At 39.2% G+C, this 24,739-nt stretch carries 22 protein-coding genes and 5 tRNA genes; 5 read left to right on the top strand and 22 right to left on the bottom strand.

The window, feature by feature from the left end:
* Window positions 1-103: 103 nt before the first annotated feature.
* The 7 genes from AC106S_RS07850 to AC106S_RS07820 form a co-directional block, all read right to left on the bottom strand.
* Window positions 104-174 (bottom strand) — tRNA-Gly (locus AC106S_RS07850).
* Window positions 175-185: 11 nt separating this feature from the next.
* A tRNA-Ala gene (locus tag AC106S_RS07845) sits at window positions 186-258 on the bottom strand.
* 3 nt (window positions 259-261) lie between these two features.
* Window positions 262-333: transfer RNA gene (locus AC106S_RS07840), tRNA-Gly, on the bottom strand.
* A gap of 8 nt (window positions 334-341) precedes the next feature.
* A tRNA-Ser gene (locus AC106S_RS07835) sits at window positions 342-412 on the bottom strand.
* A gap of 9 nt (window positions 413-421) precedes the next feature.
* Window positions 422-1,786, bottom strand: a complete 1,365-nt coding sequence (locus AC106S_RS07830) for an SDR family NAD(P)-dependent oxidoreductase (RefSeq protein WP_482438538.1) — start codon at window positions 1,784-1,786, stop codon at window positions 422-424.
* Between the two features lie 71 nt (window positions 1,787-1,857).
* Window positions 1,858-2,508: a hypothetical protein gene (locus AC106S_RS07825; RefSeq protein WP_482438537.1), complete on the bottom strand. Its 651-nt coding sequence runs from the start codon at window positions 2,506-2,508 to the stop codon at window positions 1,858-1,860.
* A gap of 2 nt (window positions 2,509-2,510) precedes the next feature.
* Complete coding sequence (locus AC106S_RS07820) at window positions 2,511-3,224, bottom strand: DUF434 domain-containing protein (protein WP_482438536.1); 714 nt, start codon at window positions 3,222-3,224, stop codon at window positions 2,511-2,513.
* Between the two features lie 524 nt (window positions 3,225-3,748).
* Here AC106S_RS07820 and AC106S_RS07815 point away from each other — a divergent pair.
* Window positions 3,749-4,528 carry a hypothetical protein gene (locus AC106S_RS07815; RefSeq protein ID WP_482438535.1) on the top strand — a complete coding sequence of 260 codons (780 nt, stop codon included), beginning with the start codon at window positions 3,749-3,751 and terminating at the stop codon, window positions 4,526-4,528.
* Between the two features lie 139 nt (window positions 4,529-4,667).
* Complete coding sequence (locus AC106S_RS07810) at window positions 4,668-5,519, top strand: DUF4822 domain-containing protein (RefSeq protein WP_482438534.1); 852 nt, start codon at window positions 4,668-4,670, stop codon at window positions 5,517-5,519.
* A 69-nt stretch (window positions 5,520-5,588) separates the two neighbouring features.
* Here AC106S_RS07810 and AC106S_RS07805 read toward each other — a convergent pair whose 3' ends face one another.
* The 12 genes from AC106S_RS07805 to AC106S_RS07750 all read right to left on the bottom strand — a co-directional run bounded on the left by AC106S_RS07805 (window position 5,589) and on the right by AC106S_RS07750 (window position 19,668).
* Window positions 5,589-6,635 carry an MBL fold metallo-hydrolase gene (locus AC106S_RS07805; RefSeq protein WP_482438533.1) on the bottom strand — a complete coding sequence of 349 codons (1,047 nt, stop codon included), beginning with the start codon at window positions 6,633-6,635 and terminating at the stop codon, window positions 5,589-5,591.
* 12 nt (window positions 6,636-6,647) lie between these two features.
* Entirely contained in the window at window positions 6,648-8,228 is a 1,581-nt protein-coding gene (locus tag AC106S_RS07800) for a Na+/H+ antiporter (RefSeq protein WP_482438532.1), read from the bottom strand.
* Window positions 8,229-8,704: 476 nt separating this feature from the next.
* Window positions 8,705-9,631, bottom strand: coding sequence for an alpha/beta hydrolase (locus AC106S_RS07795; protein ID WP_482438531.1), 927 nt, complete (start codon window positions 9,629-9,631; stop codon window positions 8,705-8,707).
* A 185-nt stretch (window positions 9,632-9,816) separates the two neighbouring features.
* The gene (locus AC106S_RS07790) at window positions 9,817-10,740 is read right to left on the bottom strand and encodes an alpha/beta hydrolase (RefSeq protein ID WP_482438530.1); all 924 of its coding nucleotides are present in this window, start codon (window positions 10,738-10,740) and stop codon (window positions 9,817-9,819) included.
* Window positions 10,741-11,185: 445 nt separating this feature from the next.
* Entirely contained in the window at window positions 11,186-12,052 is an 867-nt protein-coding gene (locus AC106S_RS07785; RefSeq protein ID WP_482438529.1) for a helix-turn-helix domain-containing protein, read from the bottom strand.
* Window positions 12,053-12,143: 91 nt separating this feature from the next.
* A complete protein-coding gene (locus AC106S_RS07780; RefSeq protein ID WP_482438528.1) occupies window positions 12,144-12,884 on the bottom strand; it encodes a hypothetical protein in 741 nt (246 codons plus the stop codon).
* A gap of 35 nt (window positions 12,885-12,919) precedes the next feature.
* On the bottom strand, window positions 12,920-15,829 hold the full coding sequence (locus AC106S_RS07775; RefSeq protein WP_482438527.1) for a VIT domain-containing protein: 2,910 nt from the start codon (window positions 15,827-15,829) through the stop codon (window positions 12,920-12,922).
* 180 nt (window positions 15,830-16,009) lie between these two features.
* Entirely contained in the window at window positions 16,010-16,759 is a 750-nt protein-coding gene (locus tag AC106S_RS07770; RefSeq protein ID WP_482438526.1) for a phospholipase D family protein, read from the bottom strand.
* 125 nt (window positions 16,760-16,884) lie between these two features.
* Window positions 16,885-17,649 carry a type I methionyl aminopeptidase gene (gene map / locus AC106S_RS07765; RefSeq protein WP_482438525.1) on the bottom strand — a complete coding sequence of 255 codons (765 nt, stop codon included), beginning with the start codon at window positions 17,647-17,649 and terminating at the stop codon, window positions 16,885-16,887.
* A 101-nt stretch (window positions 17,650-17,750) separates the two neighbouring features.
* Entirely contained in the window at window positions 17,751-18,059 is a 309-nt protein-coding gene (locus AC106S_RS07760) for a hypothetical protein (RefSeq protein WP_482438524.1), read from the bottom strand.
* A 299-nt stretch (window positions 18,060-18,358) separates the two neighbouring features.
* Window positions 18,359-19,066: a gasdermin gene (locus AC106S_RS07755; RefSeq protein WP_482438523.1), complete on the bottom strand. Its 708-nt coding sequence runs from the start codon at window positions 19,064-19,066 to the stop codon at window positions 18,359-18,361.
* Between the two features lie 14 nt (window positions 19,067-19,080).
* Complete coding sequence (locus AC106S_RS07750) at window positions 19,081-19,668, bottom strand: hypothetical protein (RefSeq protein ID WP_482438522.1); 588 nt, start codon at window positions 19,666-19,668, stop codon at window positions 19,081-19,083.
* Window positions 19,669-19,909: 241 nt separating this feature from the next.
* On the opposite strand from AC106S_RS07750, the gene AC106S_RS07745 reads away from it, so the two are divergent.
* From AC106S_RS07745 to AC106S_RS07735, 3 genes are read left to right on the top strand one after another with little or no spacing between them, the layout of a single operon-like run.
* Window positions 19,910-20,164, top strand: a complete 255-nt coding sequence (locus AC106S_RS07745; RefSeq protein WP_482438521.1) for a helix-turn-helix domain-containing protein — start codon at window positions 19,910-19,912, stop codon at window positions 20,162-20,164.
* Window positions 20,136-20,954 carry a hypothetical protein gene (locus AC106S_RS07740; protein WP_482438520.1) on the top strand — a complete coding sequence of 273 codons (819 nt, stop codon included), beginning with the start codon at window positions 20,136-20,138 and terminating at the stop codon, window positions 20,952-20,954. Before AC106S_RS07745 ends, AC106S_RS07740 begins: the two co-directional genes overlap by 29 nt.
* 4 nt (window positions 20,955-20,958) lie before the next feature.
* A complete protein-coding gene (locus AC106S_RS07735) occupies window positions 20,959-21,861 on the top strand; it encodes a hypothetical protein (RefSeq protein ID WP_482438519.1) in 903 nt (300 codons plus the stop codon).
* Here AC106S_RS07735 and AC106S_RS07730 read toward each other — a convergent pair.
* From AC106S_RS07730 to mce, 3 genes are all read right to left on the bottom strand, one after another.
* On the bottom strand, window positions 21,828-23,699 hold the full coding sequence (locus tag AC106S_RS07730; RefSeq protein WP_482438518.1) for an Eco57I restriction-modification methylase domain-containing protein: 1,872 nt from the start codon (window positions 23,697-23,699) through the stop codon (window positions 21,828-21,830). The two genes, AC106S_RS07735 and AC106S_RS07730, sit on opposite strands and share 34 nt — an antisense overlap.
* Window positions 23,700-24,166: 467 nt before the next feature.
* Window positions 24,167-24,240: transfer RNA gene (locus tag AC106S_RS07725), tRNA-Ile, on the bottom strand.
* Between the two features lie 62 nt (window positions 24,241-24,302).
* Window positions 24,303-24,701, bottom strand: a complete 399-nt coding sequence (mce, locus tag AC106S_RS07720; RefSeq protein WP_482438517.1) for a methylmalonyl-CoA epimerase — start codon at window positions 24,699-24,701, stop codon at window positions 24,303-24,305.
* Window positions 24,702-24,739 lie beyond the last annotated feature (38 nt).

Below are 24,739 nucleotides of genomic sequence, written 5' to 3'. Positions count from 1 at the left end.
AACATTATTTTTTAAAGTAAAAGAAAACCGGGGTCGAACCGGTAATGTACTCTTTAAGAATAAGTTTTTCCAGATTAAACTATTTCTTTTACTGTTTCAATTGGGAGATAAACGGGACTCGAACCCGTATCGATTCGGGGTAGGAATACGTTTTTCCAGTTAAACTATTATCTCCGGGATTAAAGGGAGTACAGCAGGATTTGAACCTACAACCTCGTCCATGCTGCAGACGTATTCTTCTTGTTGAACTATGTACTCCTGTGAAACGTGCGGGATTCGAACCCGCATCCTCCGGCGAGGAAAGCCAGTGTTCTTCCATTGAACTAACGTTTCGTTTTTTGGGAGATAAGCAGGATTCGAACCTGCAATTCATCTTAGCAAAATGTGTTTTTCCAGTTATTACTATTATCTCCGTCCGGTTTTACCAGGTATGAATTTTATAATTTTTCAGCAGAACCCCGCTCAGGTAATTTCCTTTGATTCCTTCTGCCACCGGATGCAGAATTCTTGCAGCTCCGTCTACGGAATCCAGCGGCGGAATATACCCCTGTTCAAACTGTTTTTTTCTTAAACTTTCTTTTGCGCCCGTGGAAATCCATCCTACATCCACGGCACTCATGTAGATCTGATCTTTTTCAAATTCTCTTGCGGAAGTAAAGGTCATCATATTCAAAGCAGCCTTCGTCATATTGGTATGCGGATGAAAAACCGTCTTATTTTCGTAGCTGAAAATTCCTTCTGATGAGGTGACATTGATGATGAATTTTTCTTTAAACAAAGAGTTTTTCATTAGGGGTTTCAGTTCCTTGATCAGAAAATACGGAGCGATATGATTGATGAGGTTCACCTCTACCAGTTCGTACATGGAAACTTCTTCCAGTGTAGAATTCCAGCTTGTTTTCTCACGGTTATCTACCGGCTGTCCGAATCGCGTAAGTGCAATCTGTGATTCTTCATTCTCCGCATATTCCAGTCTGGCGATCTCTTTTGAAATTTCTGTCCGGTTCGGAATGAAATTCGGAATATGTTTAAATTCCAGTTCTTTTTCTTTTTCCTTTTTGATGATCGGGAGATAGTATTCATCCGGGTACTTGATGGTCTGGGCGGCGTTATTGATCAGGATATCCAGCGTATCAAAATGTAACCGGTAAAAATCTACAAATTCCTGAATGGCTTTTAAGTTTCTCAAATCCAGGCCATATATCCAAAGTCTGTCTTTCCATTCACTGTAATCTGCTTCCTGCTGCAAAGTTTGAAGGGCCAGTGCGGGGAAACGGGTTGTCAAAACCAGATTGGCTCCGTTTCTCAGCAGCTTCAACGCCGTGGCAAAGCCTACTTTTACTCTTCCTCCGGTAAGAATGGCATTTCTCCCGGTAAGATCGGCTGTCAGAAAACGTTTTTCATAGTTTTCTCCGGCACATTCCGGGCACATCCGGGTATAGAAGGAGTGGGCGTACTGATAGCTCCGGTTACAGCAGTAGCAGTTTTTAGGGATCTGAAGTTTCGTTAATTTCGTTTCGTCTTTTTCATCATCATAAAAGCCTGAAACCCCAGCCAGTGCTTTTTTCACGAGTACGGCTTCTGAGCTGATCTCCAGATCATGTGTTTTCATCCGGGAATAGCTTTCCTGACGGTTCTGTTTTTTCGCATTTTTATGAATCTTCGTGATCAGTCCTGAAAACGTTCTGTTATCCGGATTGAGGAAGGGTTCGTCCTTCAGGGCATTCAATACCTTGAGACATGTTTCCCATTCGTTTTTTGAAAATTTTTGCTCCGAAAGTTCCATTGCTTCAGTTTTATGTCTGCAAAACTATTTTCTAAATGCGCAATCTTTTTACGCAGCAGAAAAAAGATCAATTATTCGTTAATAAATTTTTCCAGGAACCCGATCAGCTTATGGCCTCCGTGGCCCCACCGGATACCATGCCCTTCCTTTTCCCGGACTTCAAATACCAGCTCGTGTTTGTAATGAAAAAAAACATTCCACCAGGTTCTGTTGTCGAGAATATAAGTAATCTTTTCCATCACTTTTTCCTGCTTTTGGGTATTATTTCCTTTGATCTCACCCCAGAATTCATCATCCATCCTTCCGGCATGTTTTTCCCAGGCTCTCTGGGCAATGGTTATTTCACTGTTAAAAGGTTGTTGGCACGCTTCAAGCAGTGTTTCTCTAAGTGGAGGAACTGCATTTTCATCACGGATGCTGGCGGAAGTCAGGCGCTGGCCCAGGATATTCAGCCAGTGTTCAAACGGAATTTTTTCAAGCCGGACCGCTTTAACCTCATCACGAATATTGCTTCGGAATATATCGGTGAACAGATCAAAACTGTCTTTTCTGCTGATTTTTATTTCTTCATTAAAGTACGGCAGCTGCCAGTCTGCCATTTTCTCCTGAAAATTCAGGATATTATGTTCAAGGTTACCGATATGTTCTTCAGCCAGGATTGGCCGGTATTTTTGTTTCCACGAATCTGAAAGTAAGGGAATAATGGGCTCAAACAGTTTCATTTTCAATACATTTTTACCAGGTTTACGTCCAGCTTTTCTTCTGCGATGAGATAACCGATGAGATTGAACCATGTTTTACAGTGGTCCAGAATCCATGCGTCTGAAGAAACCGAAATTTCCGCATGTTCCGCCAGAAACTGATCCGGGTTAAACTGCAGGTCTGCCTCCCAGTCCATTTTATTTTCAACGGCAAAATCAAGAACCATCTGTTTGATTCTTCCGCTGTTGGAAACGGGCTTATCGAAAATCCAGATCAGTTTCTGAACTTCTGCTTTCTGAAAGAAAAAAGCAACAAGTTCCAGCGCTTTCTGTGTCTGGTTCACTCTTTTATAGGTACCATGAACTCCTGACAGATCACGGAAACAGCCATCCACCCCTTCAAAAAGATAAGCTCCGGAGAGCAGGCTTTCCAACAGGATCAGTACATTGAACCCATCCAGGTAAATGGTCTTATCTTTAAGTTCGACAACCTGCAACTCTTTATGTTTCCTGTTCCGGATCTGTTCTACGGATGCTGAAGCTCCACGGAATGCCTGTATCTGACGGGTTTTAAGTCTGTACCGGTTTCCTGCCAGTTCGGAAGAGGCTTTTTCGGCATAACCTCTGCTTAACAGATACTGCATATCCTGAACGGCCATTTTCAGTTTGTCAATCTGTTTTTCTGATCCGAACAGGGCATCGTCTCCTGTATTTTTTCCACGGTTTCTGTTGTTCATGCTCAAAAATAGAATTTTTATGGCAATGGGAAGTTTTTTTCTTTTCTGAAATGATTAATAAAGATTCACGCAAAGTTTATGAATAATTCCACTTTATTTTAAGTGGTCAAAGGGATGCGACTTCGTCGCTGATGAAGCAGTGCTTATCCATACGCTTCGGCCAATCAGCTTATTTTTATTTTCTCGCTGATCCGGCATATTACGCAGATCTTAAAATATCCCTATAAAAGTAATAATGTCCTCTCTATTTAAGTTTAAAGATTCAAAAAAATCTGCTCATTCTGCTGAATCCGAGGGAGAAAAATTTTCAGCATCAGTGTTTTTTCTGATTTTAAACAGGCTCAAATGCTTTTTTTAAAGTAAATAAGGGCGTAAACTGAGATAAGTAATATAAAGAAAGATTGCTTTCAGATATTTTGTATTTTTAGCGGAAATGCATTTCTGATATGAAAAGGGGTTATTCAATTTTGTTTTTTCTCTTATTTTTTTCTCCTGCTCTGTTTCTTTTAAGCTGTGAATATAAGGTGAAAGGAAACAGATCCGGTTCAAAGGAAGATTCTGATAAAAGAGTACTGAAAAATGTAAAGAACTTTGATGAAAATACAAAAACCATTCACGTTCTTGTGGCTTTATGTGATAACAAATACCAGGGAATTGTACCTGTTCCTGAGAAGATCGGAAACGGGCAGGATCCTGATCAGAATCTGTATTGGGGAGCTGCTTACGGAGTCCGTACTTATTTTAAAAAGAGTAAAGAATGGAAGCTTTTAAAGTCGGAGAAAAAGGATTCTGTACGAATGGAGAGGCTTATTTTTCAGAATATTCCTGATAAAAATTACTATCTGGTAGCAGATGCCTATGACGGTAAATATATTGAAAACTGTACCCGGGATTTTTTCCACAGCAGTTCCGGACAGCTGAAAGATGTAATGAATATAAACGGAAAACGGATCGGGATCTATGGAAATTCAAGACTGGTTTCATATATCGGACATGACGGGCTGATGGATTTTCAATTACCGGAATCTTTTAAAAACATAGACGGAAAAACCCGGGACTGTATTATTCTAGCCTGTTACAGCAAGAAGTTTTTTTCACCTCAGCTAAAAGATACCCATGCTAATCCTTTGCTATGGACTACTCATCTCATGGCTCCGGAGGCTTATATTCTGCATGATGCCCTGACAGGATATGTAAAAGACGAATCGGGGGAACAGATCAGAACCCGTGCAGCTTCCGCCTACTCCAAATATCAGAAATGCAGTGAGAAAGCGGCCAGAAACCTGCTGGTGAGCGGATGGTGATATTCTGATTTTTCAACTTTATCCAAAGATTAATAACTCTAATAATCCTCAGTGATATTTTTTACAAAAAAAGAGATATTTCGTACAAAGTTTTGATATTCATAAAGGAATAAGTTTGCAGAGATTTAAAAATCCAATTATGAATACATTGAAAAAATTATTTTACCTGTTTGCAGCTGTATTTTTTTCTGCTGCTTTTGTATCATGCTCTGATAATGATGAGATTATCACTGAGCAGCTGACTCCCTCACAGACTCTTTCTTCCACTCCCTGGGAAACTACGGGAGCTAAGGACAGAAACGGGCAATCTGTTGATCTGAACAACGCCAGTGTAAACGGCTATGTAGGTTTTGCTTACTTTAAAGGTGACGGCAGTTTTGTAATTTACGGGCTTAATGATGCGATCAGATCGAGAGGTACCTGGTCGGTAGATGCTTTGGGAACCAAGAGAACGATTACGGCATTGAATCCGGACGGAACAACAATTTTCACCCGTGATGTAGAGATTCTTGTTCTTAACCGTAATGAATTTACATACAGAATCCGTCCAAATGCGGCAGATCAGTCAATCTATTATGACATTATCCACACCAGAACACCACATGCCGAGCCTGCTAACGGACAGCTTACGCTTGCTTCCACTCCCTGGGAAACTACCGGAGCCAAGAACAGCAGCGGGCAGCCGGTTGCTTTAAGTGATGCAAGTGTTGCCGGGTTTGTAGGATATTCTTATTTCAAAGCCAATGGAACTTACACTATTTACGGATTAAATAATGTTTTAAGATCTAAAGGAACATGGTCTATTTCCGCGGACGGAAAGAAAAGAACCATCACAGCTCTGGATGATGCAGGGAATGTACTTTTCACCCGTATAGTTGATATTCTTACCTTAAACAGTAATGAGTTTACTTACAGAATTACTCCTGATGCAGCGAACCCTTCCGTATATTATGATATTATCCATACGAAGGTAAACCATCTGGAACCATAGATATTTTTTAAGTTAGTTGATGATGAATGATGAAGCCTGCTTTCCGGAGCAGGCTTCCGTTTTTTATAGCTATTTGCAATCTTCCCACCATTTTTTCCAGTCCACTTTTCCCAACTGATCCAGGTCCGTTTTTTCACCGATCATCGGAAGGGTAACCGGCTGGTTATGTTCTTCCGCATATTCTGAAACAAGAGCCAGGGGTTCATACCACGGATGCTGGGCTAATTTAAATTTTGAATTGTGAACAGGAATGAAGTTTTCGGCTTTCAGTTCTTTTACTTCCTGAAGGATCTGTTCGGGCAGGCTGTGGATATAAGGCCATTTTTCATTATACTGTCCGCACTCCATTACAGCCAGATCGAAGGGGCCGTATTGATCCCCGATTTCGGAGAAATGGCTTCCGTAACCGCTGTCGCCGCCCAGGAAAAAATTTCCGGATGGAGTTTTTAAAACAAAGGAGGTCCATAACGAGATATTTCTGTTGAGCAGTCTTCCTGAAAAGTGTCTTGCCGGAGTGAGGGTAAGCCTAAAACCTTCGGCAATATCTATACTTTCCCACCAGTTTTTTTCAATGATTTTATCAGCAGGCCATCCCCAGTATTCAAAATGCTGGCCGGTTCCCAAACCGCATATTATTTTTCCTGTTTTATCTTTCAGGGCCTGAACGGTTGTATAATCCAGGTGGTCCCAATGATCGTGTGAGATGAGCAGGAAGTCTATATCCGGCATATGTTCCGGTTTGTAGTAATCTGCTCCCGGAAACGCTTTTATGGAACCCGGCATGGGTGATGCGTTACCACTGAATACGGGATCTACCAGAAACTTTTTACCATCAATCTGGATAAAATAGGAACTGTGCCCGAACCATACCAATATGTTTTCTTCAGGCCTGAGATTTTTAAGGTCTGTTGTAATAAACGGAAGCGGTGCTGCCGGGGTTGTATTTTCTGTTTTGCACAAACTGTTCAGGAGTGCTTTGGTCATGCTTTCTCCTTCCAGTAAAGCGGGTGTGGGAAGTATATTCTGAAATCTTCCGTTGAGATAATTGGGAAGGGTACCGAAGTATTCTTTTCTTTTTTCGTCCGGGAACTGCCCGAGCTGTTTTACTAAATTCATAGCTGTATTTTTTTACATTCTGAGCCTTTCTTCTTCCAGATCGAGCCTTGTGAGATAATGTCTTATGTATTCTTCGTCTATATGGGAATTCCGTCTGTTTTCCTCTCTGAGCCAGATTCTCTGCTGTTCCAGGGTTTCAAAATAAATTTCTTTGGCTTTATCGGAAAGCGTGTGGGTGGAATCTTCTTTATCTTCCTGCTCCCAGCGGTCCATCAGCCTGTTGAAATATTCGTTTTCACTGCGTCTTTCATTATAATTTTCATTGAGATAGTCTAAGGCTACACGGCGCATTCCTTTTCTTAAAAAGTGTTCTGATTCTTCTTCGGACATGTAACTGCTTTCAGATTCGGAGAGTCTGAGTTTTTTTATCAGCGCAGGCAGTGTGAGCCCCTGAACAATTAATGTCATCAGAATAACGACGAATGTTATGAAGAGGATAAGGTCCCGGTGCGGGAAAGGCTGCCCGTTTTCCATAATTACCGGAATAGACAGTGCTGCTGCCAGGGAAACCACTCCCCGCATTCCGGTCCATCCCATCAGCAGGGGTGCTTTCATTCCCGGATCCCTGTCTGCCACATTGATGAAGTTTCTCATGATGAGTGTAACCAATACGGCTCCGAAAGAGGCCAGAAAACGGACTAAAATCAAAACTGCTGTCACCAGTACTCCATAACCGACTGCTTCAGACAGGCTGATTCCTTCTTTTTTCAACCCGACCATAATTTCCGGTAAATCCAGCCCAATGAGCAGAAATACGATTCCATTGATGAGAAATACAAAACTCTCCCAAACGTTGGAGCCTTTGAGCCGTGATTCTGAGGTACGGAATATTTCATGTCTCCTGACGGAGAGATACAGTCCTCCGCTTACCACTGCCAGTACACCGGAAGCATGAACTTCTTCAGCCGCAATATACATGACATAGGGTGCCACCAGGCTCAATATGGCATCCATATTGACATCGGTAGGAAATATTTTTTCAATTTTCAAAAATAAAAATGCCAGTACCAGGCCTGTTCCCAGCCCTCCGAATATCATCCATCCAAAACTTAATGCGGCCTCCTGCCACACAAACTGTCCCGTAGCTACCGCTACCATAGCAAACCGGAAGACGATAAGTGAGGAGGCATCGTTGAAAAGGCTCTCTCCTTCCAATACTGTGGATACGTTTTTGGGAACTTTCACAAATTTCAGAATAGCTCCGGCACTCACAGCATCGGGCGGGGAAACAATTCCTCCCAGCACAAATCCTAATGCCAGCGAAAATCCGGGAATAAATGAATTGGCTACCAAAGCTACCGATATAGCGGTAAGAAATACTACAATGAAAGCAAAGCTGGTAATGATCCGCCTAAGTTTCCATATTTCTTTCCATGAAACGGCAAAGGCGGCTTCATATAGCAATGGTGGCAGGAAAATGATAAAAATGAGTTCGGGATCAATCTTCAGAACGGGCAAACCGGGGATAAAACTGATCAGAAGCCCGGCAATCACCAGAATGATCGGGTAAGCCACTTTCAGGCGGTTTGCCAGCATAATTGAACTGATAATTACCATAACCAGTCCCAGATAATAAATAAAATTTTCCACCATTGTTTTTAATTTATTTTGAATCCAGTCGTCTTTTAATTAAAGCTGTTTAAACCTTTTTATTAAACCACAAACCGGTGGTTCCACGTAGCCAAAAGTCACAAAAGCTTTATTTAAAAAACTTTAGTGATTTTTAAGTTTAAATACTTTGCGCACAGAAGTTCACATAAGTCTTCAAAAAACTTTGATTTTTATTCTTTTGAGAATTTTTATCATATCTAACATCTGTGCAAATAGCTTTTGTTTCTTTGTGGTTAAGCTTAAAACAAGTTTATTTTATGAAAACGGATTTTTTCTAAATAAATATAAGAATTGACAGGGATGTATGGAAATATTTTTTGTATTAATCTGAGTTCGGGTTAAGGAGTGGCTGGAAGTTACTTTTAATTACAGGCATTAAAAGCCACCATAACATCGGATTAAATAAAAACAGGGTGATAAAAATGCGGCCTTTTCTTTTATAGAGCCGCATTTTCAGTTTAAAGGTTTTCTCTGAAGAAAGGAATTACTTTTTCCATTGCCTGTTTTACGGGTTCGGGCTGATCATACAGTTGGTAATGGGAATATCCTTTGATAACCAGCAATTCTTTCTTTTCGGATGCGGCTCTTCTTATGATTCCGTATCCGTCTCTGTAAGCACCGAAACCTCCCGGCTTATCTCCTATTACCACCAGAATAGGCTGCGTTAATAAGGTTTCGCTTAAATAGAAAGCATCCCAGCCCATTCCTGCGGCCATACGGGAATATACTGCACTGGTTGCCCCACCGGGGGCCTGCCCTCGTTGGGTTTTGTAATAATCTGTGGCTTCCAGCACGTCTATATCTTCAATTCCTGCCTGTTTTCCTGCTTCCACCGAATCCGGAAGCATATTGATGGTCAGCAGATCCCCTCCTCTGACTTCTGCTGAACGTTGTGCTGTAACATTATTAAGCACATCCATTGGACTTCCACCTGCAAAACCGTCTCTCAGTAAACGGCCGAAGTTCACCCCGGTAATGGAAACCACTGCTTTGATCCTGCGTTCCGTCATGGCAATATTCAGGGAATATCCTCCGCCGCCGCAAATTCCCAGGATTCCTATTCTATCGGCATCCACGTAAGGAAGGGTTTCCAGATAATCAATGGCATAGCGAACGTCATCTGTTCTCTGGTACGGGTTTTCGATATATCTTGGTGTACCTTCGCTTTCTCCCTGAAAGGAGGCATCAAATGCCAATACTACAAATCCTGCTTCGGCCAGGGCTTTTCCATAGACATTTCCTGCGGTCTGCTCTTTGCAGCTTCCGATGGGATGCATGGATATTACAGTCGGATATTTTTTATTTTCATCGAAATCTGCCGGGAAAAGAAAAATTCCTGCGTTGTCCCAGGCAATATTTTTAAATTTTACTGCTTGTATGTTCATTTTAACTATTTTTTATCTGACTGAGTTTTAATAGGGGTGAAATCTATGTAGAAGGATTAGCTGTAACAGATTTTACCCTTAATTTTATTGAGTTTAATATTTTATGCAGAGAAGTTCACTTTAGCTGAGAATCAAAGATTCTCAAATATTAAGAGTCTTTTCCGTTGATGAATTCAGGGGCCTTATTAAACCAGCTTTTCCTGAAAGAACGGTACCAATCGGGCAACTGCTTCGCTGACGTAGTTTTCCCTGTCGTATAAAGACATATGGTTGGCTCCTTCTATGATATATTTTCTTTTATCGGATGTTGCCGCTCTTTCCAGAAGGTCATCGCTCATCCATGCGCTTCCTGCCATACTTCCTACTATGGCCAGTAACGGTTGTGTGAAAAAGGCTTCGGCTTTGTTGTATGCATCATAGGAAATGATCTGGGTAAGGCTTCTTGCCGTGGCAAATCCCGGCGCGGCAGGATGTTGACAGCGGTCTGTATGGTAATACTCCCAGGCTTCTCTGAGTTCTTCGTTAGGGGCATCTTCTTCTTTCATCGGTGCCAATGGAATGGTCTGCACTTCAGGGCTGCCTGCATCTGCTGTTCTGGCATTGGAACCAGCGATTAAATAAGGCAGTGCATCTGCATCTTTTACGTTGTTTTCCCAGCCGTTTCTGAACATAGAACCGATATTTACGGCACTTACCATTCCGACAGCCTTAATTCTATGGTCGTTGATGGCTGCATTGGCTGTATATCCTGCTCCCGCACAGATTCCCATAGCGCCAATATTACCGGTATCGATATATGACAGTGTGGTAAGATAGTCGATTACTGCGCTTACATCTTCTGTTCTGATGTAAGGATTTTCCAGCTGGCGGGGCTCTCCCGTACTTTCTCCCTGATAAGAGGCATCATAAGCAACCGTTATGAAACCTTCTCCGGCAAGTTTTCCGGCATAGAGGCCTGCCGTCTGCTCTTTTACGCCTCCTCCCGGATGGGAAACCACTATTGCGGGGTATTTTTTGTTCTGATCGAATCCTTCAGGGAAATTGATAATTGCTGATAAGATGATTCCCTGTCCGTTCTGATTTTTAATGCTGATTTTTTCCTGTGACATGACTTTATATTTTATGAGTTAATAATGAGATGGAAGATGGAGGAATGGGAGATGGAAGACTTGATATTCTGTTATTTTTCGATTTGTCTTTTTATCTATTATTTCTCAATCCTATTCTCTTCTTTTTTGATATACCAAAGGTATGGAGAGGTATGGCTTCAAAACGGAGACATATTACTCGAAAACAGATACATTTTACCTTTTTGCATTCAACCTCAAATGTTGGCAGAGATTTATTGGGATTTGTTATGAGAGCCCCTATTGACCGGAAAGGAATCATATTGAAATAATGACATTATTCATAGCCCTGATAGCAACGGTTACCCCGCAGCAAGAGCCGGAAAGCGGGAGGATTGAAGGTGGAAAGCCCTGGTGTGAGGAGTATGAGTGGATAGCAGGATAAAGCTCCTGAAAAAAAATAAAGACAGCTCATGGGAACTGTCTTTTATTGGTTTCTGAATACTTTGGGTGAAAGCCCGGTTTTTTTCCTGAAGAAGCGGGCGAAATAGTTGGGATAATCGAATCCGAGGCTGTAGGATATTTCACTTACGGAGAGGGCTGTATTTTTCAGTTTGTCTTTGGCCTGTCTTACGACGTAATCATGGATGTGGTCTAATGGTGATTTTCCGGTAAAATGCTTGATGAGGTCTCCGAAATAATTGGGGGAAAGATTACTTTTCTGAGCAAAATAGGCTACTGAGGGAAGCCCTGCCACACTTTCATTTTGATTGAAATAATTTTCGAGGTTCTGGTGAAATTCAGAGATTACCCTGTTGTAGATATTGCTTCTGGTATCAAACTGCCTGTCGTAAAATTCTTTGACGTAAGTGAGAATTAAATTAACGTATGAAATGATTACGGTTCTGGAGTAATTTTCTTTGCTGAATTCATGTTCTGCCTTTCTGAACAGGTCCCACAGGATGTTTTCTTCTTCTTTGGTGAGAAAAAGGGCTTCGTGGTTGTTGTAATGAACAAAGTTGTAGTCTTTGGCATATTTTTCAAGGTACCGGGCACTTACCATGATGGTGTAGCCTGATAACGGTGAGGCAATTTCCCATTCCAGGGTGTTCTGCGGACAGTCTACGTACATATAGGAAGAATCTGACTGGTCTTCCAGCAGCTGTTCTGTTATTAGCCGGTCATCAATCGGAGGCTTGATTGCAAGCAGGTAAAAATCGATGGTTACGGGATCGGACTGTAATCTGATGTCTTTTTTATCTTCAAAATTAATCACATGAAGATCGTCGCTTTTTACGTTACCTACGTTCAGGTACCGGGAAAATTCGGGAATGTTGAGTATTTTTGTTTTCATTGTGCTCTCCGATATTCAGCAAAATTAAAAAGTTTGTCCGGCGGTTTAAGGATACAAATTAAGGAAAAACGGATACATTTTACGGTTTATTTTATTTCATCTGTCCGGAAAAATACAATACTGCGAGTAGAAAAACCCCAGCGAACGCTAGTATTCCCAATATAATAGCAGCAGAGATCATCACTAATTTCCAGAATGCTTTCGGATCAAACTGAAAGGTATCCGGATGGATGCAGAATTCTTCATATATCCGCGGATCAACTTTCAGATCGGGCCTGAAATGTCTGATTCTTTGTATAAAACCAGCTCTCAGGGCTCTGCTGTTTTTGAGGGAATAAGACAAGGCCGGATCGAGGTTGTTGAAATTGATTTTTTCATATCCGGTGTCTGTAAATACAGCGATAAGCCAGGTTTTGTTCTGGCTGGCTATCTGTACATCAAAGGTATCCGGCAGATTAAGGTTTCTGATCCTGCTGTAAAGTACCTCATCTGTGGTTCCGTCTGCTTTTTCATAGTGAATTCCCTGGTCATCCACCACAATTCTTCTGATCCTTTTTTCCGCGTTTCTTTTTATATGCCGGGATAAAAAAAAGAGTGTGGTACCCCATATGAAGTAATACATAATGGCTCCAGCGATAAAAACGACGGACCATCCGGCAAAAATCAAAGGAAATACTGACAGTATGATCAATAAAGAGAGCAGGAAAGTTCCGGCTAAAATCCTTATCAGCCAGGTCATTGTCCAGTTGGGTCTGGAAACCAATACGGGAAATTCTTTTCTTATTTCATCCTGCATCTGTTCAAGATACGGAAAATATCTGAGAAAGGCCAATCTGAAAATGTATACATGAACTTATTTCCGGTATTTTAAAATTCAAATTCACCGATCAGGATTCCTTCTTTATCTTCATTATTCTCTTTTTTTTGATTCTGGAAAACCACTGTTTTTCTTTCCTGTTTTCCGGTGGCGTAATTGATGTATATTTCCGCCATAATTGCGGTAGGGCCTGAAATATAGACCTGTCTTTCGCCAAAGAAGTTGGTTTCTATGCTGTATTTTCCTTTCACCGCTTTTTTCAGCAGGAACTGTTCCGGGCCAAATCCTGCGGTAAAATCGTTACTGAGCCTTCCTCCGGCTTCTGTTTTGTTGTGGGAATACATACAGCGTTCTTTATCGGGATCTGTTACCCAAAGGTCAATATCTGTATCGTCTTTGTTCCAGTTGATGACCACTCTGATGTTGACCGGAAGATCAGCAATAAGTTTAGGATTGATTTTGCTGATGTCCAGTTCACTCCTGTATCTGGTGATCAGCTGATTGATTTCCATAAGGATTATTTCTTCAATACCTCTATCTCGGTTTGACTGTTCAGGGGAATAGGATTGGATAAGCACTTTATACAAATTGTCGAGAGCTTCCTGGTACCGCTTGTTATCTTCCAGTGCCAATGCATAATCTCTGTAGCTTTGCGGATCAAAAGGTCTTAATTCCAGAATTTTTGCAGTGATCCAGAGTTCTTTATCATATATTTCTTCCTGTTTCAGTTTGTAGGCCAGCAGTTTGTAAAGTTCTTCATTTTCAATGTCCAGTTCAGCAATTGAGCTGAGTACTCTCAGTCCTGATTTTTTATCATTATTTTTAAAGAGCAGCCCGGCAATGTCAAAATAATACTGAGAGGTTTCTATATAGTCTTTCCTGTGGAGAAGATAGATATTATAGATCTCTGAGGATTTTTCAGCCGAAGCAAAAAACTTCATATAATCAGCATCTGATTTTACATCAACTATTGTCATCTTTCCTTTTTTCTGGATGTTCAGATCTGACACTGTAACTTCCTGTATTTCTAAACTCCGACTTCTAGGTTCTCTCGTCCTTCTTTCTCCCCTACGCTGGGCAAAATTAGAGGCTGTTGCTTCCGCCACTTCATATGCGTTCGCGGAACGTACCGGCTCAGAAACTACTGTATCATACTTTCTGGGCGGGTTAATCCGGGGATCTTTTTTGACCGGAAAATCTGTTTTCCACCAATCTTTGAGATTTTCAACCGTCTTTTCGGCCTCCTCCATGATATTGTTGACCAGCCAGTCTCTCCTTTCCCCGTATCCTTTGATGATCATGTCATATTCTTTTTGTAATTCTGCCGGAGGCCTGATTTTATATTTTACATAATCTGAAGCATCTTCCAATACCATCAGGCTCATATTATGGCTTGCCAATCCATATTTTCTGCTGAGTTCTTTAATTTTGTCCCTGTTTTCTGTATCAAAAGCTTCAAGTTCGTTTAATTTTTTCTGGGCCCAGAACTGTGAAATATCCCAATCCTGAACAGACTGTGAACCGGCATCCAGCAGAAGTTCCCTGATTTCTGTCACTTCATTGCCATACCCGAACAGTACTTTTACTGAAGCACGGTTTTCTTTTACTAATCCCGCCAGTATGAAATCCTGTGTAACCGTCTGTGCTGTGGAAGGATAAGTTTCTGTAACGGAAGTATTGTCTTCAGTTCTTAAAAATTTCAGGGGCTGATAGAGCAGCTTTCTGACTTCTTTTTCAGGCTCGTTTTCATTTAAATTTAAAAATTCACCTCCGGTTTTGCTGCTGATGAATTTCAGATAGCTGAAATTGGCGGCATTGGATGAAGAAATGGTAAATACCGGGTTTTTCCAGACAAAATCCGGGCTCCCGAAAGTTGACATTCCGTCGGTAAAAAATAAAATCTCCTCTTCTTTAATCGGTTTCAGCTTTCCGAAATCTGTTCCTCCGTCATACACCGTTCCTGAAAGATATTTCTGCAGCCCGCTCCAGTTTCCGTTCTCTATGGTAAAGGTATCTCCTTCATCAAAGGTATTGTTCAGGAAATATACTTTTACGGAAAGGCTTTTATTTGCCTTAAAATATTCTTCAAGCAGTTTCCATTCTTTCTGATGGTTTCTTTTCATTCCGCTTAAGGAATTATCCCAGACTATGGCCAGTTTACCGGGAAGTTTTTTAGCTCTTTCTTTGGGGTCTATGTTCATTGCAGCAAGGAAATAGGATGAGCCATCCTGTTCTTTTCGGATGAGTATATTCTGACCGGTGTTTTCCTGAGGAATATTGATTTTAAGGTTCTGTCCCGGTTTATAATCGCGTTTATGGGTTTCTGCTATCCAGCTGTTTCCGTTTCTGACAAAGGAAAAGCTTCCGTCCGGTTTTTCTTCCAGCTGAGGAACTGTATGATCTTTAAAAACAATGGTCCGGAGATGGAATTCCGGGATGGAAGATGAATAACTGAGCGGCAGAAAATACTGATAATTATTTCCTGATCTCTTCAATTCGTAATGATAAGTGATCTGCACGGTTCTTTCGCCCCCATTGACCTCAATCGGGTAAATTCTTGTTCTGAAACTGTTTCCTTCCACTTTTTCCAGGATTCCCGGGTCTATATTTTTCTTTTCAATGGTTTCAAAGACCTGTTTGGCTTTTTCTTTTTCTACGGGAACAGCATTTCTCAGTTTTCCTGCAATATCCAACGCATAGCCGCTCACACTTACTCCCTCAGGAAGTGGAAAGGTCATTCTTCCTTCCATCTGGCGGCTGGCTTTATTTTTAAAAACCATAGTGATGATATTGGTGGAAATATTGCCTGTAATTTTAGTTTCTATATCCAGTTTCTGAAGAATTACCTGATTATCTTTCCTGAAACCTCCTTTGTCATCAGGGATCTCAATCACCGGAATCTGTGCAGAGAACAGAACCGGAAGACATAAAGTAAGTAGTATGGAAAATATATTTTTCATAATCAGTTGTTTTTTTGAAATTTAATAAAAAAACTCAATATAAATTAAGATGCTTCAAAAAGAATAAAGGTTGGAAAATGATGAGCTATTTTCAGGGAATTTCTGTATTTGACAGTCAATACATTATCGGAGATTCCGAAAATAAAAAGCACCCATCCGGATGCTTTTGTGGTAACACTTTTAATTGGCAGGTTCCGGATACAGGTGTTTTCCCCATGCCTGAATATCTCTCTGCCTGAGCTCTGAATGAAAAAGCTCATTAAATTCGGTAACAATCCGGCCGACTGCATTGGGATCTGTGGTTCTGATTCTTGTTTCATAATTCCCTTTAAGACCGCTCCCTGTAAAATTCAGGGATCCCATATAGGCAATCTCATCGTCGATGATATAAATTTTACTGTGGATAAAACTGCTGTTTCCCGGGTCGGAAACAAATACTTTAAAAGGGAACAGCTGCCGGTAATGGTAATTGTAGATCCTTTTGGTTTTTATTTTGGTGAGATAGTAATTTCTGATAAAAAATAAGACAAGTAAAGGGAAAAGACCGTACAGTATTTTCAGGTCTTTCATGGAGTACAGCAAAACAATCAGCAAAGCTGCTGATCCCAGCATGATGTAAAGCAGCATTTTCTCCAGACTTATCCAGCTGTTGCGGACGGCCTGTGCATGTTCATCAACCACTTTCTGCTGAATGATCATTTTATGAATATTTTTTTCATATTCGCCATAGAAATCTTCGATATTATCTGTTGTGATCAGGTTTACCTGAATCCCTCTCGATCTTAAAGCGATGAGCTGCCTTACCAGGTGTGCCGATAAATAAGGGGAAACGATTTTCACATTTTTCCTGGCATAGGAAATATCTTCAAGGAGTTTTTTTCCGGCTCCCCGGCCTATATAGATGTCGCAATTTGCACCGCTATAATACATAATTCTTCAAATAATGAATTAAAATACAGTTTTTTTAAATACGTGTGAAGGGTTTTAAAGAAAATATTGATCAAAAAAACACTCGCATCGCTGCAAGTGTCTGTTTTTTATTGAGAGGAATGAACTCAGTTCAATATTCCGTTCATTTCAGTCAGGATAACAGGCTTACCGTCTGTGATCATAATGGTATGTTCATGCTGTGCCATATAACCGCCTTTATTTCCTACCATCGTCCAGCCGTCATTAAGTTCTACGGCAAGACTGGAGGTTGTGGAAATAAAAGTTTCAATAGCCACCACCGAGTTTTTTTTAAATCTTCTGGAGTCGAAACGGTTTTTATAATTCAGCAGTTCATCCGGCTGCTCGTGCAGGCTTCTTCCCACTCCGTGTCCGCCAAGATTTCTGATGACTTTAAAGCCTCTTTTTTTGGCTTCGGTTTCCATCAGGGCACCGATCTCTGCTATTTTAACACCTCCTTTTATCCTGTTGATTGTTTTTTCTAAAATTTCTCTGGAAGCATTCACCAGCTTCTGATGTCCGTGAATATCTTTTCCCACCACGAAAGAGCCGCCGTTGTCTGCCCAGTATCCGTTAAGTTCGGCTGAAACATCAATATTAATCAGATCCCCTTCTTTCAGAGTTCTTTTTTCGGAAGGAATCCCGTGGCAGAATTCGTTGTCTACGCTGATGCACGTCCACCCCGGAAATCCATACGTTAAATACGGTGCGGATTTGGCCCCGAAATCTGAAAGGATCTTTGCTCCGTATTCATCAAGATCTTTCGTGGTCATACCGGGCTGAGCATAGCTGATCATTTCCCTCAGGGTAAAGGCAACTGCTTCGCTCACTTTCTGCATTCCGGTTAATTCGCTTTCGTTCGTTATAGACATAATGATGGCTTTATAGTTGGGAACGGTCTGCTATCCGTTCAGAATTACAAAGTTAAGGAATTAATCTTTTCCGGATACAGCTGAACTTTTCGTCACCATGATTATTCTCCATAATAAGCTTCAAGGGCATCATAAACATCTTCTTTCAGCGTTTGGCTGTCTGGAAATTTGATTAACAATCTTTTCAGGCATTCCACCCATTCTTTATTCTGAAGCCGGTAAGAAATTTCTTCAAAACGGGAAGAGATCCATTCAAGGGTATCGAGATCTAACTGATTAAGCGCTTCGATTGCCTGGGGAACGTCCGATATCAACATTTCTGCAATGAGATCCTTGTCTGATGAAACTGTGGGATCATTCACATGCTTTTTTTTAATTCCCTGAACGATTTCTGTTATTTTTGTTTTCATGGTACTGATAAAGTTTCAGAGATATGGAAAAGATCCCCTTTTTTGTAGTATTAACTGTAATAAAGCCTCATTACTTAATTTCCATCGTATTTCGAAACAATCAATATAGATGAGCTTTTGAACCAAAACTTTAAGATTTCCAGCTAATTTTCAAATATATATATATTTTTTTTAAGTCTCCGGTTATCAGGAAATAATCAAGATGGTAGACAATTCTTTTTTTATCGGATTTAAAACAAAACCACCTACAAAATGTAAGTGGCGGGTATCATCAGTTTCAACATTCAGAATGCACAGTTTTAAAAAATATCTCTGGAATCTGTAAGAAGTTTTAATCTTTTGAATGTTCCTTTATTAAAGTTGACCCTGTCTGCTTTTGCTGCAATCGGGAAAAAACCTGTTCCTGCGGAAACCATTTTGAGTTTAGTGGTACTTCCCATACTGAAATCCAGTTTTCCTTCAGCGGCATCATTAAGGCTGGCTACCATTTCGGCCGTCAGCTTAAAATCCGTTTCAATATCTACTATCAGATTTTTAGCAAAAACAACGCCTGAAACAATGATAATATTGTTGCGGTTGGCATTTTTAAGAAGAGCCGGATTACTGTGTCTGAAGTCTGCACCTGAAAAATAATTTTCAAGTTCACCTGTCGGGCATTCTTTGGTTATAGAATTATCATAACTTATCGTTACTTTTTTTCCTTTATTAATTTTTACAGACAGTCCTAAATTCCCCATTCCCAAAGATTCCAGAATATTTTCCAAAAAGGTAATCCCGATATTGAAGCCATATTCATCTTTCTGGGCGGACGTTACATTCAAGGCATCACTTGTAATTTCACTAAGCTTAACCTCATCATTTATGAATGCGTGATCAACATTGGCATAATACAGTTCAATTTTATCAAAAGTCTTTTTCACCCATAGCTGAAAAAGGTTATGATTTCTTACCGGTCCGTCTATCAGATCATAACCGGCATCTCGGAGATATTGTTTTAAACTCATCATTATTAATTTTTGTCCTACTCGTCTGGCTTTTCGGTTTCGCCCCGTTTTTTTAAATGGGTTCTGGACTCCATTGGATTATATTTTTTGATTAATCTTTCCAGGATATCGTCAATCATATAAGTCACATCTTTTTCGTTCACAAAATCTTTATCATTGATTTCAGGATCATGGATATATCCGAAATACCGGGTATGAAATATCTCATGCCCAAGATGAATGGCATAATTAACAGCTAAATTCCGGTCATTTTTCAGCCACCAGTTGTATGTTATGATTGAATTTCCATTGGGATTGGTTTCACCCATCGTTTTTGAAACATAGCGTTTCCACCAGTTCCTGAGAATTTTCACAGAAACCAGAACCTCAATACTCTCTTTCGAGATAAAGTCCGAAAAAACATCCACCCCTGCTATTTCTTTTCCATTCCGGCAAAACTCTGGTCTGTTGGTACAGACAAAAGACTGCCTGGAAAGTTCTTCTTCAAACTCAGCAAGATTAAATACCTTATTTAAAATCTGCGTGGCTTCCTGAACAATGCTGTTCGTTACCGGATGACTGAGCCTGACAATTTTTGTTTTGATTAAGATTCCTGAATTTCCCATGGTAGAAAAGTTTATGAGATATGTTTTTATTTCCACCTCAAAGTTAGTCTCCTTTTTATGGGTTTGAAATACTACTTTTGGGTAGTTTTTTGTGGAATTATTCCACAGATTAAAAAAGAAAATCTATAAAAGCAGTATTGTAAGCTTTATCTTTCGGGTCATTCTTTTGCATTCAGTTTCAATAAATCGGGAATATGACTTACAATGTTACTTATAGTCTTTGATTTATAGTCAACAAATTTTGATCTTTGCCATTGTGGATATAAAAATAAAAATAGGTCAGCGCATAAGAGAATTGAGGGAGCAGTCCGGTATGTCTCAAAAAGATTTGGCATATACTGCTGATTTAGACAGAAGTTACATTGCAAGTATTGAAAATGGACAGCGTAATGTTTCTATAATCAATATTGAAAAAATAGCAAAAGCATTAAATGTAACACTTAAAGAATTTTTTAATCATCATGAGTTTGAAAAACATACAAAAGGCGATAGATAATTTTAAGGAATTAATAGAAACTTCTATCATTGAGAAAGGGGCACCGGGAAAAGAAGCAATGATCAGATCTTCCCGACCGATTCTAAATATCCACGAAGCCGTAAAAATTGAATTGATTGAAGCAGGAGTAAATGAAGAACTGATTTTCCCTCCCTTAAACTACCGAACTCCTGAATTAAAACTTGCTGGCTCCCGTAAGCAGAAAAACCAAGATGTCTGTATCGTTTCAAATCTTGATAAAGCCGAAGAAATTTTAGAAGAGGGGCTACTACAGGATGTTGTAGACGAATATGGTGAAAAATTTACAGAAAGAACAATTTCTATAAATGTTAGAAGCCAGATAAGCAGTATCCAGAAAAATTTTGATACGCTTTATGAAAGAACAACTTCAGAGGCGATCAATTTGCACGACCGCTGCCCTAAAATGGTTTTAGGTGAAGTTTATATGATTGCAGTTCCTGAATACGACGACAAAAAAGTTAAAGACAACAGGATTGCTTTCAAAAATCCTAATCAGGCAACAGTACTTAAATACATAAAATCTTTTCAGGCCATTAACAACAGAAAGGGAACGGAAAAGAACTTTTACAAATACGAGAAGGTTTGTTTATTGATTGTTGATTTCAGTCAGACTCCTGCTAAAATTTACAATACAAATGATGAGCTGAAAGAGGCAGGATTAATACCTGATGATTCAAAGATCGACATCAGTGAACTGTCCTGGAATAATTTCGTACCTGATTTGTTATCGGTTTACAAGGAAAGATTCGGTGCCCAAAACGATTTATAAATAAATGCCCAATATCAATAATAATCATACAGGTATTGCATTTGATGAAATCACAATGCAGCAGGCACTGGCCGACATTAAAACGGCTTATGAATTGGCCATTGTAAATAGAACAAAAGCTAATATAATCAGAGCCAGTAAGCTTATTAAATTAATACATTGTGCAGTAAAAACAGACCTTTTTAACAAAGGAATTCATCCAAGTCTCATAAATCCTGACAAAGCCAGATTATTAAAGGTAATTAATCCATCCAAAAGAATTACTAATGGGCCTGTCATTTTAAAAGACAAAGAATTAAAATTGTCTGGTTATTTAAAAACTAAAAAACAAGACATATGTGTTATTCCGAGAAATATAACTATTTTACCAGAAGTATTAACATTTCCGACTTTTTTAAATAACTCCGATGATATTTATGGTTCAACTTTTACCGAAAGTATATTATCAATCAATGTACGCAGTCAGCTAAACAGTTTAAATAAAAATTTCGATACTTTATACGAGCGAACATTTGCAGAGTCTCTAAACCTGCATTTAAGGTTTCCTAATATGGTTCTTGGTGAAGTTTATATGCTTCCTGTAAAAGAATATGATACAGATGAGGCAAAGCTTGGAAATATTGCCTTTAAAAGAGTAAATATAGAAAAATACATTAACGCTTTCCAGTCCATAAACAATAGAATTACCCCCGACTTGGAAAATTATAAGTACGAAAGATGCTGTCTTCTTTTGGTTGACTTTGACAGGCAAACACCTAAAATTTATAATACAACCCAGGAATTGATACAGGATGGCTTACTAAGAGCAGATTCACCGGCCAATATTGATCATTTATCATATTCAACATTTACCCAGGATTTATTGGATATATATCAGACGAGGTTTCCTGATAATTCATTCAGATGATATTTCTCAAATAAAAATTCATCTATTTCCTGTTTGTCATTCAGGGAGCGGAGTAATTTTATTTCACTTTCCGAAAGTACAGGAATAGAGAATTTTTCAATAAAATTCTTTTGATAGCAGGGATAGCCTCCTTCAATCGCCACACTTGTTTTACTTACATAATAATCCATTAAATATGAATTGAGGATTTTTTGAACGACATCAATGTTCTCAACTTTACTTATAGGATTTAGCGCTTCATCAAAAAAAAGATTTTTATGCTTTCCATCTTTGAAAAAAATTCCATAACCATTTGTAAAATACGCATTTTCCTCTTCCACCAATAAAAATCTCGGACTCTGGCTAAAAGTAGGATTCATGATTCTTTTTCCTGTCCGTGTCAGCCCTTGTGTTCTTCCCCAGACAAAAAACGGTTCAAATTTCTTTTTTGCTTTACCTCTTGAAACTAAGGTTTCTTTTTCAGAGACCAAATAAGCATAGCATTTAGGGAAGCGTATTTTGAAATCTTCTTCAGCAATAGCTGTTGCCACTCCATCTTTGATATCATATGGAAATATGATTTTTCTTGTATTCTGCTCCGTCTCCTTTTGGTTTTTAAAATCTGATATTTTGTAAACAGGTCTGGTTACTTCTTTTTCAATCTTGAATATTCCGTTATCCGTACTTTTTATGTAATATCCGTTTTTCTCCTGATTTCCGTCTACAAAAAAGACATCATCTTTTAAGGTGGCAATGCCTACACAGATATCAAACAGCTTTCCGATGGGCGTCCCAATCGTTTCAAGGGTTTTGATATTTTTCTGCTCATCCGTTTTCAATAACTGCCATTTTTTAACGTTCAGGTTTTTCAGATAATTTGGAGAACCATTCACAACAGACAGAAAATCTTCCGGAGTATAGCCTTCTTTAATCCTGTCAAAACTTATGGCTTCATTTTTTTCTTTATTTAAAAATGTAATGGCTGTATAAGTCTGGGCATCAAATACTTTCTTGTGGCTAAAATCAACAATTTTTGAAACACATTTTTTCTCATGGAAATAACGTCGGATTGATTCGCCGGCTAAGGAAGTAAAATAATTGTTGGGGGTAATATATCCTAATTTTCCTGCCGGCTTCAAAATCTGATACCCCAACTCAAAAAAGGCAAAATAGAGGTTGAACGTTCCTCCTTCAACAGTTTTCCAGTTTTTAACCAAATAGTCTCTGCTCTCTTCTGTAAGATCCTGAAATTTCACATAAGGAGGGTTTCCTACAATGTTATCAAACTTCAGGTTCCATTTGGCTTTTAAACTGTCCTGACAGTATAAATTGAAATCGGTTTTTTCCAATATTTCATCATTCTGAAGGGCAAAAACCGTAAGGATCAGCTGGGTCCTGTGAATATTATAATTGAGAATATCCGAACCGTAAATATTTTCCTGCACCGTCGAACGGATACTTTTTCCCAGGTGATTTTTGTAATAATCTACCAAACCGATCAGGAAAGCTCCACATCCACAGCTTGGATCCAGGTTTTTATGATCGTATTCAGGTCGAATTTCTTTGATGATAAAATCAATAATATAATCGGGGGTAAAAAAAGTTCCGTTCAGCTTCCTGTCATCCGGAGGAATAATAAGCTCAAGGTGGCTTTCAAGCGATTTTATGGTATTTATTTCTAAAGTGGATATACGTGAAAGTAACGCTTCATTCTGTTCGAAATCCTGGAAATAGTCACGCAATATCGGACTTTTAATATAGTCAATATGCCTGTTCTTCAAATAAGAGTATACTAAATGCTGTTCAAGTTCCTGTAAATCCTGGCTTTTAATTAAGGCACTCAATACTCCTTTTTTCATTATTTTAACGGTTGACTATAAGCAACAAATTTAGATAATTATTTCTGAAAATCAAAATTGGAAAATGATGCTGATTATAACCTCTTTCTTATTTTTCATCTTGAAAAAGGACTGTTTTTTATTGTAATTAAATTGCAAGGACAATGTTGAATAACTGCTAATCATCTTTAACCTTTAGCTGCCAGAGCAGGTTGTGGCTATTACAAAGAAATCTTGCAAAAAATTTTCAATGAATTTCAAATATTATATTGTAGGTCAATTCCAGAAGACTTATTAAGCTATTTGGTCTTTAACCATTATTATCACTCTTTAAAAATTCAGGTTGAAATAGAACTGTTTCCTCTTCAGATTAACCAAACTTTTTGCTTAATCCACAATTTTTGCGCTTGATCCAAAATTTGATAGCTTACACAACCTTGCAATAAAATAAAAAAGACACTCACATCCTTGTAAGTGTCTGATTTATGTGGTCCCACCTGGGCTCGAACCAGGGACCACCTGATTATGAGTCAGGTGCTCTAACCAACTGAGCTATAGGACCTCAAAACTTGGTTAAATTTTGTGACTGCAAAAATAGTAAAATTTCTTTCACTACAAAATTTTTTATGGTTTTTCTTGACACAATTCTACCAGTACTCCGTTGGTGGATTTCGGATGAAGGAAGACAACTAATTTATTATCAGCACCTTCTTTCGGTTCTTCCGAGATAAACTGAAATCCTTCTTTTTTTAGTCTTTCGATCTCTGCGAGGATATTTTCCACGCCAAAAGCCAAGTGATGGATGCCTTCACCTTTTTTATCGATAAATTTAGAGATCGGGCTTTCGGGATTGCTTGCTTCCAGAAGTTCTATTTTGCTTTCTCCTGTTTCATAGAAGGAAGTAACTACTCCTTCCCTTTCCACGGTTTCCTGTTTATAGGATTCTTTGCCCAAAAGTCTGGCAAAAAGGTCGTCAGAAACGCCCAAAGATTTTACGGCTATGCCAATATGTTCTAGCTTCATAAATACGGATAAATATAATTAAATCGTAAATTTGATAC

The organism is Chryseobacterium sp. FR054, assembly GCF_056844565.1.
This window is presented reverse-complemented; position numbering and strand designations above follow the sequence as displayed.

Bases quoted from the DNA above. Each gene is read 5' to 3' on its own strand.
- AC106S_RS07735 (WP_482438519.1), top strand. From the start codon at position 20,959: ATGCCCAATATCAATAATAATCATACAGGTATTGCATTTGATGAAATC.
- AC106S_RS07795 (WP_482438531.1), bottom strand. From the start codon at position 9,631: ATGAACATACAAGCAGTAAAATTTAAAAATATTGCCTGGGACAACGCA.
- AC106S_RS07790 (WP_482438530.1), bottom strand. From the start codon at position 10,740: ATGTCACAGGAAAAAATCAGCATTAAAAATCAGAACGGACAGGGAATC.
- AC106S_RS07785 (WP_482438529.1), bottom strand. From the start codon at position 12,052: ATGAAAACAAAAATACTCAACATTCCCGAATTTTCCCGGTACCTGAAC.
- map (WP_482438525.1), bottom strand. From the start codon at position 17,649: ATGTCTATAACGAACGAAAGCGAATTAACCGGAATGCAGAAAGTGAGC.
- AC106S_RS07800 (WP_482438532.1), bottom strand. From the start codon at position 8,228: ATGGTGGAAAATTTTATTTATTATCTGGGACTGGTTATGGTAATTATC.
- AC106S_RS07775 (WP_482438527.1), bottom strand. From the start codon at position 15,829: ATGAAAAATATATTTTCCATACTACTTACTTTATGTCTTCCGGTTCTG.
- AC106S_RS07755 (WP_482438523.1), bottom strand. From the start codon at position 19,066: ATGATGAGTTTAAAACAATATCTCCGAGATGCCGGTTATGATCTGATA.
- mce (WP_482438517.1), bottom strand. From the start codon at position 24,701: ATGAAGCTAGAACATATTGGCATAGCCGTAAAATCTTTGGGCGTTTCT.
- AC106S_RS07820 (WP_482438536.1), bottom strand. From the start codon at position 3,224: ATGAACAACAGAAACCGTGGAAAAAATACAGGAGACGATGCCCTGTTC.
- AC106S_RS07830 (WP_482438538.1), bottom strand. From the start codon at position 1,786: ATGGAACTTTCGGAGCAAAAATTTTCAAAAAACGAATGGGAAACATGT.
- AC106S_RS07805 (WP_482438533.1), bottom strand. From the start codon at position 6,635: ATGAATTTAGTAAAACAGCTCGGGCAGTTCCCGGACGAAAAAAGAAAA.
- AC106S_RS07825 (WP_482438537.1), bottom strand. From the start codon at position 2,508: ATGAAACTGTTTGAGCCCATTATTCCCTTACTTTCAGATTCGTGGAAA.
- AC106S_RS07760 (WP_482438524.1), bottom strand. From the start codon at position 18,059: ATGAAAACAAAAATAACAGAAATCGTTCAGGGAATTAAAAAAAAGCAT.
- AC106S_RS07770 (WP_482438526.1), bottom strand. From the start codon at position 16,759: ATGTATTATAGCGGTGCAAATTGCGACATCTATATAGGCCGGGGAGCC.
- AC106S_RS07730 (WP_482438518.1), bottom strand. From the start codon at position 23,699: ATGAAAAAAGGAGTATTGAGTGCCTTAATTAAAAGCCAGGATTTACAG.
- AC106S_RS07750 (WP_482438522.1), bottom strand. From the start codon at position 19,668: ATGGGAAATTCAGGAATCTTAATCAAAACAAAAATTGTCAGGCTCAGT.
- AC106S_RS07810 (WP_482438534.1), top strand. From the start codon at position 4,668: ATGAATACATTGAAAAAATTATTTTACCTGTTTGCAGCTGTATTTTTT.